Source organism: Pseudonocardia sp. HH130629-09, from assembly GCF_001294645.1.
In the GTDB taxonomy this organism is placed as follows: Bacteria; Actinomycetota; Actinomycetes; order Mycobacteriales; family Pseudonocardiaceae; genus Pseudonocardia.
Map to the genome: position 1 here is coordinate 4,264,726 of NZ_CP011868.1, position 13,093 is coordinate 4,277,818.

Sequence of the window (13,093 nt, forward strand, 5' to 3'; positions counted from 1 at the left end):
GGGCCTTCCTAGACTCGGTCGAAACCGCCCGCCGACCACGAACAGGACTCCCCATGGCCAGCGGCAAGTCAGGCAAGAAGCGACCGTCGATGCCCAGCGCGGTCGGCCAGCGCCAGTTCCCCTGGGGCATGGTCGCGGCGATCACCGTGCTGGTGCTGCTGGCGGGGGCGTTCATCGTCTACCCGCTGGTGCAGCGCAACCAGAACCGGGCATGGGAGCCCTCGGAGGACAACCGGAACCCTGCGCTCGCGATCCCCGGTATCGTCAGCCAGGAGTACCCGGGCCTGCAGCACGTGCTCGGCTTCCAGCGGGTCGCCTACACCCACAGCCCGCCCTTCGGCGGCGCGCACGACGGATTCTGGGCCGCCTGCAACGGCGTCGTCTACCCGAACCCGGTCCGCTCGGAGAACCTCGTGCACTCCCTCGAGCACGGCGCCGTGTGGGTCGCCTACAACCCCGACACCCTCGACGAGGCCGGGAAGGCCGCGCTCGCCCAGCGGGTCGAGGGCCAGCCGTACACGGTCATGTCGCCCTACCCGGGCCTGGACGCCCCGATCTCGCTGCAGTCCTGGGGCAACCAGCTGAAGGTCCAGAACGCCGACGACGAGCGCATCGACCAGTTCATCCGCGCGCTGCGGCTCAACCGGTTCACCCACCCCGAGGTCGGCGCCTCCTGCGACGCACTCGGCGCACAGGGCTTCGACCAGGACAACCCGCCGGCCTTCCAGCCGATCCCGCCGCAGTCCGCCGTCGACGGGCAGACGGTCCTGCCCGAGAACCAGGGTGCGACCCCGGGCGGTGCCCCCGCCCCCGACCCGACCGTCCCCGGAGCGCCCGCCCCCGCGCCGGCACCGGCTCCCGGGCAGTGAGCGCTCCGCGGCAGGAGCGCTCCCCCTGGAACAACCCCCCGGCCATCGCGTTCGGCCTGGTCGCGCTCGTGGCCGTGCTCGTCGCCGGGTTCGCGGTGCGCGGCGCGTTCGGCCCGTTCGTGCCCGAGCCGGGTTCGGTCGACGTCGGGTTCGCCCAGGACATGACGGTGCACCACCGCCAGGCCGTCGAGATGGCGTCCTGGGAACGCGACCGCGCCGCCGACCCGCGGGTGCGCCAGCTCGCGTTCGACATCGAGACCACCCAGAACCAGCAGGTCGGCCGGATGCAGGGCTGGCTCGGCCTGTGGGACGCCCCGAGCCTGCCCAGCGGTGGCCACATGGCCTGGATGGGCTCCTCCGCGCACGTCGGGATGGCGGGCATGTCCGGCATGTCCGGCGGTACCGCGACGATGCCGGGAATGGCGAGCACCGCGGACCTCGCGCGGCTGCGCGCCACCCCGCCCGGCACGGCGCTGGACGTCGAGTTCCTCCAGCTCATGCTCCGCCACCACCAGGGCGGGGTGTCGATGCTGGAGTACGCCCGCGACCACGCCGACACCGGCGAGGTCCGCAACCTCGCGGCCCAGATGCTCGCGTCGCAGAACTCCGAGGCCGAGCTGATGCGCGGGCTGCTCGCCGAGCGGGGAGCAGCGCCGCTGCCGCTGGGCTGATCACGCCCGGGCCCCCGTGCCGGGGGCGCGGGCACCGTGCGCTACTGTTCTCCCATCGCACGGCCCCCGTAGCTCAGGGGATAGAGCACCGCCCTCCGGAGGCGGGAGCGCAGGTTCGAATCCTGCCGGGGGCACTTCACGGATGGGAACGGTTCGCCGTTTCCGTCCTTTTTCTGTTGATCAGGCTGTGACCGGCCGGGTTCGGTGGACGCGGTCAGGGCGTCGGTGCTGGCGGTGTGGGCGGCGGGCATGGTGTCGCCGGTCAGGGTTATGCGGACCTGCAGTTTGTTGGTGGGTTTGTCGTAGTGGGCTTCGAGGCGTAGGGCTTCGAACAGCCGTCGCAATAGGGGTTCGGGCACGGTGGTGAGGTCGCAGGACCCGACGGGGAGCAGGTCGAGCAGCTCGGGGTTGGGCTGGTCGACCTGTTGGGTGTGGAGTCGGTCGAGGTGTTCGCGTAGGTGTGCGCGTTCGGTTCCGAGTTCTTGGCGGCGTCGGCTGATGTCGGCGACGAGGTCGGGGTCGAGCTCGTCGGCCAGTTCCAGGGTGCGGATCAGGGCGGTGCGTCGCTTCTCGATGTCGGAGATGGCCTTCGTCGTGGCGCAGACGCGGCGCTCGTGGTCAGCGGCCGCTCCGGCGGCGATCTGGTGGGCTGCGGCCCCGAGGAGTTGCGCTCGGTATCGGCCGAACACGTGGTCGGCGAGGAATCCGTTCACCGCCGCCACTACCGCGTCTTCTTGGATCCAGTAGCTGCCGGAGTGACCGTCGGGGACCGGCTGGCCGGGTTTAGGGGCGCATGCGTAGTAGGCGCGACCGCGGCGGGTCTTCCCGAACAGCCGGCGTCCGCACCAGCGGCAGAACAGGTGCGAGCGCAGTAGGTAGGAGCGTTTGGTCTGCGGGTGTGGGCTCTTCCCGGGCGCGGTGCGGGATCCGAACCGGCGGGCGGCGATCTCCTGGGCGGCGATCCAGGTCTGCAGCTCGACGAGCGCCTCGTGGGTGTGTTTTGAGGACCACACCCACTCCGAGAGCGGGTTCAGCGCCCCACGTCGGGTCTTGGTCGCCTGCTTGTTCCACACCATGTACCCGGTGTGCTTGGGCTGGGTCAGGACCTCCCGCACGCTGGACGCCGTCCAGGCGCCGACGGCGCGGGTCGGGTCGGGAGGGGTCGGCGGCGGGTTCGAGACGAGGTCGGTGTTGAGCCGGTCGGCGATCGCCTGGTAGCCGAGTCGTTCCCCGACCCGCCAGCCGAAGATCCGTTGCACGACCTGACCCTCGACGGGGTCGGGCAGCAGCCGTGTCTTGGTCCGCGCGCCGTCGCGGCCTTTCCCCCGGTGCCCGCCCCCGGTGTCGGTGATCGCCTTCCCGGCGACGGTGACGGTCTCTCCGCGGTACCCGTACGGGGGTTTCCCGACCGAGTAGCCCTGTTCGGTGTGGGTCTCGAATCCGCCGCGGGCGCGGGCCAGCATGTCGAGCGCGTACCATTCGGCGACACTCTGTTTCACACGCCGGGTCAGCACTGATGCCGGGACGATCGCGTCGCTTCGGGCGCCGACGTGAATGGTCTCATCCGCCGCCCACAACGCGATCCCGGCCGCCTGGAGACGGTGTTCGATCATGGTGCCGTAGTAGACGCGCCGGGCGATCCGGTCGATCTGTTCACAGATCACCGCCTCGAACCCCGGGTCTGGTGACTCCGCCCGTGCCAGCAGATCCTGCACCCCGCCGTCACGGGGGATGGGGACCTCGACGCTCGCGAGTCCGCGGCCGCGTTCGGCCAGATCGATGCGTCCGGACTCGACGTCGTAGAAGTGCCCGACCACCACGCAGCCTTCGGGCAACGCGGCCCGGCAGGTGGAGAGCTGGCGCAGCATCGATCCGACCGGGTCCTGCTGTTCCTCACCCGAGGTGCGACCGAGGAAGGCCACTCGCACCGCCGGTCCCCCGGAACCGGGATCTGAGGCTGGGGTGGCGTGGGTCGCGGCGCCGGGGCCGTGCTGCATCCACTGCCGCAGCACCTCCGGCGCTGTACCGCGCTGGGTGTCCATCTCGACCGTCCTCTCCGACCTGCGCGACCACCGCTGTCCGCCGCCCGTCACCGGGGCCGGCGGTGCGTCCGCATCCACTCGTTGATCTCCCACAGAACGCGTGCCTGCTCTGCACGTACCACCACACACTCGGACTCCGACGCCGGAGTGACGATCTCCCCGTCGACGAACAATCGCCCCGAAACACCATTCTTTCCCGACTCCCCTGACTGCGGAGAAGAATAGTCCGTGGAATGTCGCCGATGGCGCCCATTCGCATGTCGATGATAACGCCGACCGGTGCCGGATCCGGGACCGCTATCGACCTGATCCATTCTTTCTGCGCATTTGCCGGTGACCTGATCGGGACTGTTTCAAGATCGGTGTTTTCGGCCCGACACGCCGGGCTGAGGTCCGGCGAGATGGGCACGGACAGTGATGACATCGGACCTTGTGGATCCAAGCGAGGGTGACCCGAAGCCTGCTCGGCAGGCGTCGGCGGAGCGGGCCGCTGCGGCGGCGATGGTGGCCGAGGCGAAGGCGCGCGGGCTGGCGTTGACCGGCCCGGACGGCCTGTTGAAGCTCTTTACCAAGAATGTTCTGGAAACGGCGCTGAACGAGGAGATGACCGAGCACCTCGGGCACGACAAGAACCGGGCCGACCCCGGCCGGGAATCCACCAACGTGCGGAACGGGTCCCGCTCGAAGACGGTTCTCTCGGATGCCGCGGGTGACGTGGAGATCGACGTTCCGAGAGACAGGGCCAGCACTTTCGAGCCGCAGATCGTGAAGAAGCGTCAGCGGCGCCTCACAGATGTCGACGAGGTCGTACTGTCGCTGTATGCGAAAGGGATGACGACCGGGGAGGTTTCCGCACATTTCGCTGACATCTATGGGGCGTCAGTATCGAAGGAGACGGTCTCGCGGATCACCGACAAGGTCGTCGCCGAGATGAATGACTGGGTTGGTCGGCCGTTGGATTCGGTGTACGCCGCGGTGTTCATCGACGCTGTCCACGTCAAGGTCCGGGACGGGCAGGTCGCCAACCGGCCGGTCTACGCAGCCATCGGCGTCACCGTGGACGGCTGCAAGGACGTGCTGGGGCTGTGGATGGGCGTCGGCAGTGAGGGCGCGAAGTTCTGGATGAGCGTGCTGGTCGACCTGAAGAACCGCGGCGTGCGTGACGTGCTGTTCCTGGTCTGCGACGGCCTCAAAGGACTCCCGGAGGTCGTGGCCAACGTGTGGCCGCAAACCATTGTCCAAACCTGCGTCGTGCACCTGATCCGAAACACTTTCCGGCTGGTGGGTCGACAGGACTGGGACGCGGTGAAGCGCGACATCAAACCAATCTATGCCGCGCCCAACCCGAATGCAGCACTTATCGCTATGGATGAGCTCGACGAGAAATGGGGCCGTAAGTACGCGGCGATGATCCGGCTATGGCGCAACGCGTGGGAAGAGTTCGTGCCGTTCTTGGACTACGACGTCGAGATTCGAAGGGTGATCTGCTCTACGAATGCGATCGAATCGCTTAACGCCCGCTACCGGCGCGCGGTGCGGGCGCGTGGTCATTTCCCCACTGAGCAGGCTGCGATGAAATGCTTGTATCTTGTGACTCGCAGCCTGGACCCGACCGGGACGGGCCGCACGAGGTGGACGATGCGTTGGAAGCCCGTGATCAACGCGTTCGCCATCACGTTCGGTGACCGCTGGCCGGGAGCCGAGACCTACTGAGCAACGACGCCGAAACACCGATCACGAGACAGGCCCGCCGTTGACAGCACCGAGGAAGTTCAGCGACGAGATGCGTGAGCGGGCCAAGCGCATGGTCCGGGAAGCACGCCAGCAGGAGCCCGGCTTGTCGGTCAACGCCGCGTGTAAGCGGATCGGACCGCAGCTGGGGATCCTTCCCGACACGCTGCGGGGCTGGTGCAAGCAGGCCGATATCGACGACGGTCTGACACCCGGGGTCACGACCGAGGACCGCGACGAGTTGACCCGGCTGCGGCGGGAGAACGCCGAGCTGCGGCGGGCGAATGAGATCCTCAAGACTGCCTCCTTGGACTCAACCGGTCAGCGCAACACCCGGGTAGTTGATCATGATAGGGGTGTGGGATGGCGCGACTGGGACGACCTGGGATGTCCGATGCCGACCGCGCGGATCTGTGGGTCCGGTGGGGGCGTGGGGAGTCGATCAGTGACATCGCTCGGGCGATCGGACGCCCGCCGGGGTCGGTGTTCACGGTGCTCAAGTCCACCGGTGGCTACGTGCCGCCATCACGTCGTCGCCGACCGGGGACGCTGACCGCGGCCGAGCGGGAGGAGATCTCTCGTGGTCTGGCCCAGTATCGTTCGATCCGGGCCATCGCGGCTGGGCTCGGTCGTCCGGCCTCGACGGTGAGCCGGGAGGTCGCCCGCAACAAGGGTCGGCGTGCCTACCGTGCTGTGGACGCCGAGGACCGCGCCTGGCGCCGGGCCCAGCGCCCCAAGACGTGTCTGCTCGCCCGTCGTCCGCTGCTGTGTGGGTTCGTCGCTGCCAGACTGGGTGAGGACTGGTCGCCCGAGCAGATCGCCGGGCACCTGGCCAAGCACTACGCTCCGGGATCGGGGATGCGGGTGTCACACGAGACGATCTACAAGTCGCTGTTCGTGCAGACCCGCGGTGTGCTGGCCAAAGACCTGCAGAAACACCTGCGGTCGGGCCGTCCGATCCGGCGTAACGTGCACAACACCACCGGTGGGCAGTGGCGCTCGCAGATCCCCGGCGCGGTCTCCATCCACGACCGGCCCGCCGAGGTGACTGATCGGGCGGTGCCCGGGCACTGGGAAGGTGATCTGCTGCTCGGGCGTGGCACCACCCAGATCGCGACCGTGGTCGAGCGCGCGACCCGGTTCACCGTGCTGGTCGCGCTCGGAGGGCGCGACATGCACACCGTCGCCCACCAACTGTCCCGGCAGATGGCCCGACTGCCCGAACACGTCCGCAAGTCGCTGACCTGGGACCGCGGGATGGAACTGGCCCGCCACACCATCGTCACCGCCCGGACCGGGTTGGACGTCTACTTCGCCGACCCGGCCAGCCCCTGGCAGCGTGGCACGAACGAGAACACCAACCGGCTACTACGCCAGTACTTCCCGAAGGGCACCCGGCTCGACCACATCACCCAGGCCCAACTCGACCGCGTCGCGGAACGCCTCAACACCCGACCGCGCAAAACGCTTGATTTCGACACCCCGGCTGATAGATTCGGAGCACTGTTGCGCTGACCGGTTGAGTCCAAGTCGGCGTTTTTCGCCTCGGCGGAGCTCGACCGCCGACTGCGGTGATCGTCGACTACATCGACGCCCACAAGGGCCGGTTCGGGGTCGAGCCGATCTGTGCTGTGCTGACCCAGCACGGCGCCACGATCGCCCCGAGCGGCTACTACGCAGCCAAGACCCGCCCGCCGTCGCGGCGAGCGCGCTCCGACACCGGGCTGGCCGAGACGATCGAGGCCACGTTCTGGGACCGAGCCAAGGGCCGCGGGGTCTACGGAGCCCGCAAGATGTGGCACCAGCTGCGCCGAGACGGCGTCCCGGGCGCCGACGGCGCTCCGGTCGCCCGCTGCACCGTCGAGCGGCTGATGCGCCACCTGGGCCTACGCGGCGCCCGCCGCGGAGCGCCAGTGCTGACCACCCGACCCGACCGACAGGCCACCCGGGCGCCGGATCTGGTCGATCGGGACTTCACCGCCGCCGCACCCAACCGGCTCTGGGTAGTGGATCTGACCTACGTGCCGACCTGGTCGGGGATGGTGTTCACCGCGTTCGTCTCCGACGTGTTCTCCCGACGCATCGTCGGATGGCGTTGCGCTTCCTCGATGCCAACCGAGCTCCCGCTCGACGCTCTGGAAATGGCGTTGTGGACCCGTGACAGCGCAGGTCAGACGACCGACGGGCGCCTGGACGGGTTGATCCATCACAGCGATGCAGGCAGCCAGTACTGCGCTATCCGATACGGCAACCGCCTCGCCGAGGCCGGCGCGATCGCCTCGATCGGCTCGGTCGGTGACAGCTACGACAACGCCCTGGCCGAGTCGGTGATCGGGCTCTACAAGACCGAGTGCATCCGCCGTGACGGACCGATCCGTGCGGTCGAGGATCTCGAGCTGGCCACCGCGAGCTGGGTGCATTGGTTCAACACCCAGCGGCTGCACTCCATGATCGGCAACTGTCAACGGCGGGTTGGGAGTGACCCCGTAGCGACGGATTGGAACTGACCCCCGGCGTGGTGTGGTGATGGTCAGTCGTTGCTGGCGCGGTTGTGTTTGGCCAGGAGCTCGCGTCGGGCGCGGGTGCGGTAGGAGTCCCCGGACAGGGTCAGGACTTCGGCGTGGTGGACGAGGCGGTCGATCATGGCTGCGGCGACGACGTCGTCGGAGAAGGTCTCGCCCCAGCGGCCGAAGGGCAGATTGCTGGTGACCATGACGCTGCCTTGTTCATAGCGGGAAGCGATGAGCTGGAAGAACAGGTTCGCTGCGTCCTGGTCGAACGGGATGTAGCCGACCTCGTCGATGATGATCAGTTTGTAGCGGCGGATCTTCTTCAGCTCGGCCTCGAGCCGGCCGCTCTGGTGCGCGGCGGCGAGTCTGGTGATCCAGTTGCTGGCGGTGTCGAACAGGACCGAGTAGCCGGCGTGGGCGGCTTTGACGCCGAGCCCGATCGCGAGGTGGGTCTTCCCGATCCCGGGCGGGCCGAGCAGGATCACGTTCTCGCACTTGGCGACGAACGTGCTCGTGGCCAGGTGGGCCAGGATGTCGCGGCGCAGCGAGGGCAGATGGTCGAGGTTGAAGTCCTCCAAGGTCTTGACCTGGGGGAAGTGCGCGGTGCGGATCCGCATGACCGTGCCCTTGGACTCGCGGTCGGCGACCTGGCGCTGCAGCAGCGCGCCCAGATACTCCTCGTGCGACCAGTTCTCCTCACGGGCCTGGGCGGCAAGCTGTTCCCAGCTGGCCGCGATGGTCGGGGTCTTCAGGACCCGGGTCAGGTAGGCGATCATCGCCGGCAGTCCGTCGGGGACCGCGGCCAGCACCGGACCGGCCGGCCCCGAGCTCCCAGCGGGGTCGGTGGTGATCTTCGGTGGTGTGGTTGTCATGAGCTGCTCGCTTCCTCGGCAGTGGAGACGAAGTCGACACCGAACAGGGCGTCGTAGTCGGGCAGTGCGCGCAGGGTCACCGGGTGGCCGTCGAGGTGACGGCGTGCTGCGGCCTGTCGGGTGTTGCGGTCGTGGGCCAGGGCGCGGCGCATCGCCGCGGCGGTGTGCTGGTGCGCCGGGTCGGTGATCACCGCGTGGCGGGCCCAGCTGCGGTCGTGACGGGCGACGACCTGGCCGGCGCAGTAGACGACGACCTCGCGCGGTGAGGCGGCGACATCGACGAACCGGCCGATCATCTGCGGATCCACGGAGTAGTCGTTGGCATCGACGCGGACGTAGTAGTCCCGTGCCAGCCGGATCCGCTGGGCCAGCCCGATCGGCGGGTCCAGCGGCGGCAGCGGAGTCATCGCCGCGTAGTCGTGGGCGAGCACGTCCACCGGGCGGCCGCCGATCGCTCGGACGGTGCGGGTGTTGGCCCGGGCCAGCCAGTCGTCGATCTGGTGGTTGAAGTCGGCTGGGGAGGCGAAGCGACGTCCGGGCAGGAACGAGGTCTCGAAGTAGCCGTTGTTGCGTTCGACCAGCCCCTTGAACTCCGGATCCCGCGGTGGGGCAAGCCGGATCCGGGTGGCCAGAGTGCCGGCGAACGCAGCGGCCGGTGCCGAGACCCGCCCGGTCCCGCCGATCGCAGACTCCCGGTCCCAGACCAGCGTGCGGGTCACCCGCCCGACGTCGCTGATCAGCTGCCACATCCCGGACAGGATGTCCCCGGCCTGGCGCGAGGGGATCATCGTCGCGGACAAGAACCGCGAGTAGCCCAGCGTCATCACCAGCACCGGTAGGACCCGTTCCTAGCCTGGGCCGACGGGGATCGTGGTCTCGGGGAACCACAGGTCGCACTGGGTGATCTCGCCCGGTGCGTAGGCGACCCGGTCGACCGGGTCGATCCCGACATACTCGGGGCGGATCTGGCGGATCCGGTCCTTGAGCACGGTCAGCGAGTGCTCCCACCCGATCCGCTCTGCGATCACCGTGGCCGGCATGCGTGGGAACTGCGCCAGCAATGCCCGCACCTGCGGCTCGACCGCATCCGCCAGCGATCCCCGCGGGCCCCGTTCCCGCTTCGGCGGGCCCGGCGCCCGCAACGCGGAGCGCACCGTGTTGCGGGCCACCCCCAGCCGGCGGGCGATCTCCTTGATCGGGACACCCTCGGCCCGATGCAGACGACGGATCTCGGCCCAGTCCTCCACCGACAACACCCCCTCAGCGTCGTGCAGAGGGGGTCAATCCCAAGCCGACGCTAGGGGGTCAGTCTGAGCCCGTCGTCGACAGCAACATGCCGCCGATCGAGTACGAACAGAACTACTACGCTCACCAACCAGCCCGAGACACTCCGATCTCGGGAGAACTCAGCCTCCACTGAGCCTTTCCCAGTAGGTGCTGGTTGATCATGTGGTTCGGTCGTGCTCGACGTGGAGCAGGACGAGCGCGGCGGCGGTGATCGCGCCGATCCGCCAGGGGCAGAAGCTGACCCGGCGTAGCGCCTTGAAGGTGGTCTTGAGCAGGGAGTTCCCGCGTTCGGCCACAGCCCTGACGGCGGAGTGCAGCGTGTTGACGGTGCGTTTGTCCACCGACAGTCCGCCGCCGGTGGGGGTCTTGAACGGGCAGGTCAGGCGGGTGTTCTCACCCTCGTAGCCGAGGTCGGCGAGCACGACGTGGGTGTCGTCGGTCCAGCCCTCGATCGCGTCGAGCAGGCCGGGGTGACCGCGGGCGCAGGTGGTGTCGTGCTCGCGGCCCGGGCGCACCGGGGAGGTCCACAACGGCCACCCGTCAGGCGCGGTGAGGACCTGAACGTTCCCGCCGTGGACGTGGTGCTTACCCGACCACCACAGATCCACTCCCGGGGTCGGTCCGGGAGTGCGGGAGCGGTCAGTGTGGATCACGGTGCCGTCGAGGTGAACGTGGGTGTGCCCGGCGGTGCGGGCCGCGAGCAGCGCGCCGGGCAGTCCAGGCGCGGCGGCGGCCAGAACGTCGATGCCTTCGTGCAGGTAGCGGTAGGTACTCGACAGGCTCAGCTGGTTGTCGGCGGCGAGCTGGGCGACCCGGGTCGCGTCGAGGAACCAGCGCAGCACCAGCACCGCGTGGCGGTCACAGTCCAGCGCCCGACGCCCGCTGCGGGTCCCGCGCCGGAGGCGTTCCTCGGCCAACAGCCGCGACAACATGGACGCGGTGGGCTCCCCGATCGGGAGCACGGCGGTGTAGGTGACAGGATCGGGCACGCGGGACCTCGGTGGTGAGTCGATCTTTGAGCGGACCGATCTCTTCTACTGGGGTCCCGCACCCTCGTTGAGCACCTCCACGCCCCCGGCGTGTCGCCGCCAGCCGCTCCCCACCACTGGGAAAGGCTCACTGAACCCGGGGCGCTTCAGCCGAGCCGAACCGCAGATGGGTCGGGGACATGACCGAGATCCCCACCGCGGCCGGGAAGTTGTATCTGGCCACGGTGATCGACCTGTACTCGCGGCGGCTGCTCGGCGCGGCCACGGGGCTGCACCCGAACGCCGAGCTGGCGTGTGCGGCGATCCGGATGGCGGTGGCGGCCCGCGGCGGGGCGGACCGAATCGCCGGGGTGATCTTCCACACCGACCGCGGGTCGACCTACACCGCGGGCGCGTTCACCGCTCTGTGTCGGCGGCTCGACATCCGTCAGTCGATGGGCCGGGTCGGGTCGTGTTTCGACAATGCCGCGGCGGAGGCGTTCTTCTCCAGCCTGGAGTGGGAAGTGCTGTCCCGCAACGACTTCGACACCATCAGTAGGGCGCGGGCGGCGGTCATCGACTGGTGTTACGGCTTCTACAACCACCGGCGGCGACACAGTGCCGCCGCCGGGCTCTCACCGATCAACTACGAGAACGCCGCCCTCACCCGAGACGCGGCATAAGAACCCTCCACGATCTCGGGGGAACCGCAGTCCGAGTGGGTCGAGGGGGTTGAGACACGGCCACCGACCGTCCTGCCCGGGTTGGTCGGGGTCGAGGAGGACCAGCCGGTCTCGGGTGTGGTCGGGGAGGCGGGCGGTGATGTCGTCGACGAGGTCGCCCTTAGGGTCGATCACGATCGCCGCCCGCCCGGCGGCGGCGTCGGCCAGGACCTGGTGGACCAGCAGCGTCGACTTCCCCGCCCCGGTCGCCCCGAGAACCCACAGGTGATGTCGGGCGTCGGCGACCGACAACCCGACCGGGCGCTCGGGGACGGCGTCGGAGTCCCCGAGCAGCCGCACACCCACCCCACCCACCGGCACCTGCGGAGGCGGCGCGACAGCGGCGGCCCCGGCACGCTGCAGGCCGGAGACGTGGTCGTCGGTGGGCAGGTGCGCCAGCGCGGCGACCTCGGGCACCGACATCGGGTCCCCACGACGCAGGCGACGCCGCTCGATGGCGTGTTGCGGGCGGTGGAGGGGTCGGCGTCTGAGGTGGTTGTGTCCGGAGTGTTGGGCGAACGCCGCGCCGACCGCCCGCGCCCGCCGGGCCGCCCGCGCCCGCGCTGTGCGCGCCGCATCCCGGCCCGGGCCGGTGGGGGTGACGGTGCAGAGGTAGCGGACGGCGACGGTGTGTCCGCCGCCGGCGCCGTGGGCCTTGCTCGCGGCGGCCCGGTCCTGGGCGGAGGCGACCAGCCGCGCCGGGCCCCGCTCCCCCACGCTCGCCCGCCGGTGGGATCGGCTGGTGTGGGTGGGGCCGTGGACCGCGGTCGAGACCATCTCCTGCGCCAGGGCGGCCATCACGGCGGCGGCCCCACCCAGGATCCTGGCTCCGAGGTCGGCCGTCCGCGGGTTCCGGACCAGGGTGGCGAGGCGGGCAGCGGAGATCGGGCGGGCCAGCACCTGCACCCGCACTCCCTCGGTCGGGGTCAGCGGTGTTGCCGCGCCGATCAGCGCGCGCAGCGGGTCCAGGCGATGCTCGGACCGCAGCGGCAGCGCGGCCGGGCGCGCCAGCCGCAACCGGCCACCCGCCACCCCCACCTGCCGAGGTTGCGGTGGCGGGGTGAGGGTGATCGTGGTGCGGGTGCCGGGCCAGGCGCTGCGCGCGGCGGCGGCGATCTGAGCTGCGGGGACGGTAGCGGGAACCCACACTGCGATCTGCATGCCGTCGGCGCTGAACCGGTACTCGAACACCACGTGCGGGGCGGGGCGCAGTGTCCATCGGGGACGGAGCAGGCCGAGCAGGTGCTGCCAGAACACCACCGCTCCGGTTGGGTCCACCCGCGGCGGCGCCAAGACCTCCACCCGCGACGCCTCCGCCCACGCCCGGCGATCCCACATCCGCCCGACCACCCACAGCCCGACCGCCACCAAGGAGACAACAGCTACTGCGAGTAACAGCGGGCGCAGGTACGCAGCGACCC

Annotated in this window: 9 protein-coding genes, 1 tRNA gene, 4 pseudogenes and 1 other annotated feature; of the genes and pseudogenes, 9 read left to right on the plus strand and 5 right to left on the minus strand. The window is 69.6% G+C overall.

Annotation, left to right across the window (positions count from 1 at the left end):
* Positions 1-53: 53 nt before the first annotated feature.
* The 4 genes from XF36_RS19600 to XF36_RS19615 all read left to right on the plus strand — a co-directional run bounded on the left by XF36_RS19600 (position 54) and on the right by XF36_RS19615 (position 2,415).
* The gene (locus XF36_RS19600; RefSeq protein ID WP_060713089.1) at positions 54-869 is read left to right on the plus strand and encodes a DUF3105 domain-containing protein; all 816 of its coding nucleotides are present in this window, start codon (positions 54-56) and stop codon (positions 867-869) included.
* Complete coding sequence (locus XF36_RS19605; RefSeq protein ID WP_060713090.1) at positions 866-1,540, plus strand: DUF305 domain-containing protein; 675 nt, start codon at positions 866-868, stop codon at positions 1,538-1,540. Before XF36_RS19600 ends, XF36_RS19605 begins: the two co-directional genes overlap by 4 nt.
* A gap of 62 nt (positions 1,541-1,602) precedes the next feature.
* A tRNA-Arg gene (locus tag XF36_RS19610) sits at positions 1,603-1,674 on the plus strand.
* 324 nt (positions 1,675-1,998) lie between these two features.
* Positions 1,999-2,415: a hypothetical protein gene (locus XF36_RS19615; protein ID WP_060713091.1), complete on the plus strand. Its 417-nt coding sequence runs from the start codon at positions 1,999-2,001 to the stop codon at positions 2,413-2,415.
* A gap of 117 nt (positions 2,416-2,532) precedes the next feature.
* Here the strand turns inward: XF36_RS19615 and XF36_RS35740 are convergent.
* A pseudogene (locus XF36_RS35740) lies at positions 2,533-3,582 on the minus strand (recombinase family protein); the annotation flags it as partial.
* 501 nt (positions 3,583-4,083) lie between these two features.
* Here XF36_RS35740 and XF36_RS19625 point away from each other — a divergent pair.
* From XF36_RS19625 to XF36_RS19635, 4 genes and pseudogenes are all read left to right on the plus strand, one after another.
* Complete coding sequence (locus XF36_RS19625; protein ID WP_238589343.1) at positions 4,084-5,295, plus strand: IS256 family transposase; 1,212 nt, start codon at positions 4,084-4,086, stop codon at positions 5,293-5,295.
* A 91-nt stretch (positions 5,296-5,386) separates the two neighbouring features.
* Positions 5,387-5,539: pseudogene (locus tag XF36_RS35925) on the plus strand (IS3 family transposase); the annotation flags it as partial.
* Between the two features lie 137 nt (positions 5,540-5,676).
* Positions 5,677-6,828 carry an IS30 family transposase gene (locus tag XF36_RS19630; RefSeq protein ID WP_060710806.1) on the plus strand — a complete coding sequence of 384 codons (1,152 nt, stop codon included), beginning with the start codon at positions 5,677-5,679 and terminating at the stop codon, positions 6,826-6,828.
* Between the two features lie 17 nt (positions 6,829-6,845).
* Positions 6,846-6,977, plus strand: a sequence feature (AL1L pseudoknot).
* A pseudogene (locus XF36_RS19635) lies at positions 6,909-7,769 on the plus strand (IS3 family transposase); the annotation flags it as partial. It overlaps the preceding feature by 69 nt.
* Before the next feature lie 74 nt (positions 7,770-7,843).
* On the opposite strand, the gene istB reads toward XF36_RS19635, so the two are convergent.
* From istB to XF36_RS19650, 3 genes and pseudogenes are all read right to left on the minus strand, one after another.
* Entirely contained in the window at positions 7,844-8,695 is an 852-nt protein-coding gene (gene istB / locus XF36_RS19640; RefSeq protein ID WP_060713594.1) for an IS21-like element helper ATPase IstB, read from the minus strand.
* Positions 8,692-9,951, minus strand: a pseudogene (gene istA / locus XF36_RS19645) (IS21 family transposase). The gene istB and the pseudogene istA overlap by 4 nt, the downstream one beginning before the upstream one ends.
* Positions 9,952-10,140: 189 nt before the next feature.
* Complete coding sequence (locus XF36_RS19650; protein ID WP_060714460.1) at positions 10,141-10,914, minus strand: HARBI1 family protein; 774 nt, start codon at positions 10,912-10,914, stop codon at positions 10,141-10,143.
* Positions 10,915-11,150: 236 nt separating this feature from the next.
* Here XF36_RS19650 and XF36_RS19655 point away from each other — a divergent pair, with 236 nt between their 5' ends.
* Positions 11,151-11,633, plus strand: a complete 483-nt coding sequence (locus XF36_RS19655; protein ID WP_060713093.1) for an IS3 family transposase — start codon at positions 11,151-11,153, stop codon at positions 11,631-11,633.
* On the opposite strand, the gene XF36_RS19660 is transcribed toward XF36_RS19655, so the two are convergent.
* Positions 11,586-12,929, minus strand: coding sequence for a helicase HerA domain-containing protein (locus XF36_RS19660; RefSeq protein WP_145981428.1), 1,344 nt, complete (start codon positions 12,927-12,929; stop codon positions 11,586-11,588). The genes XF36_RS19655 and XF36_RS19660 overlap by 48 nt on opposite strands.
* Positions 12,930-13,093 lie beyond the last annotated feature (164 nt).

Excerpts from the sequence above, each read along its gene's own strand:
- XF36_RS19650 (WP_060714460.1), bottom strand. The coding sequence starts at position 10,914 with ATGTTGTCGCGGCTGTTGGCCGAGGAACGCCTCCGGCGCGGGACCCGC.
- XF36_RS19625 (WP_238589343.1), top strand. The coding sequence starts at position 4,084 with ATGGTGGCCGAGGCGAAGGCGCGCGGGCTGGCGTTGACCGGCCCGGAC.
- istB (WP_060713594.1), bottom strand. The coding sequence starts at position 8,695 with ATGACAACCACACCACCGAAGATCACCACCGACCCCGCTGGGAGCTCG.
- XF36_RS19630 (WP_060710806.1), top strand. The coding sequence starts at position 5,677 with ATGGCGCGACTGGGACGACCTGGGATGTCCGATGCCGACCGCGCGGAT.
- XF36_RS19600 (WP_060713089.1), top strand. The coding sequence starts at position 54 with ATGGCCAGCGGCAAGTCAGGCAAGAAGCGACCGTCGATGCCCAGCGCG.
- XF36_RS19655 (WP_060713093.1), top strand. The coding sequence starts at position 11,151 with ATGACCGAGATCCCCACCGCGGCCGGGAAGTTGTATCTGGCCACGGTG.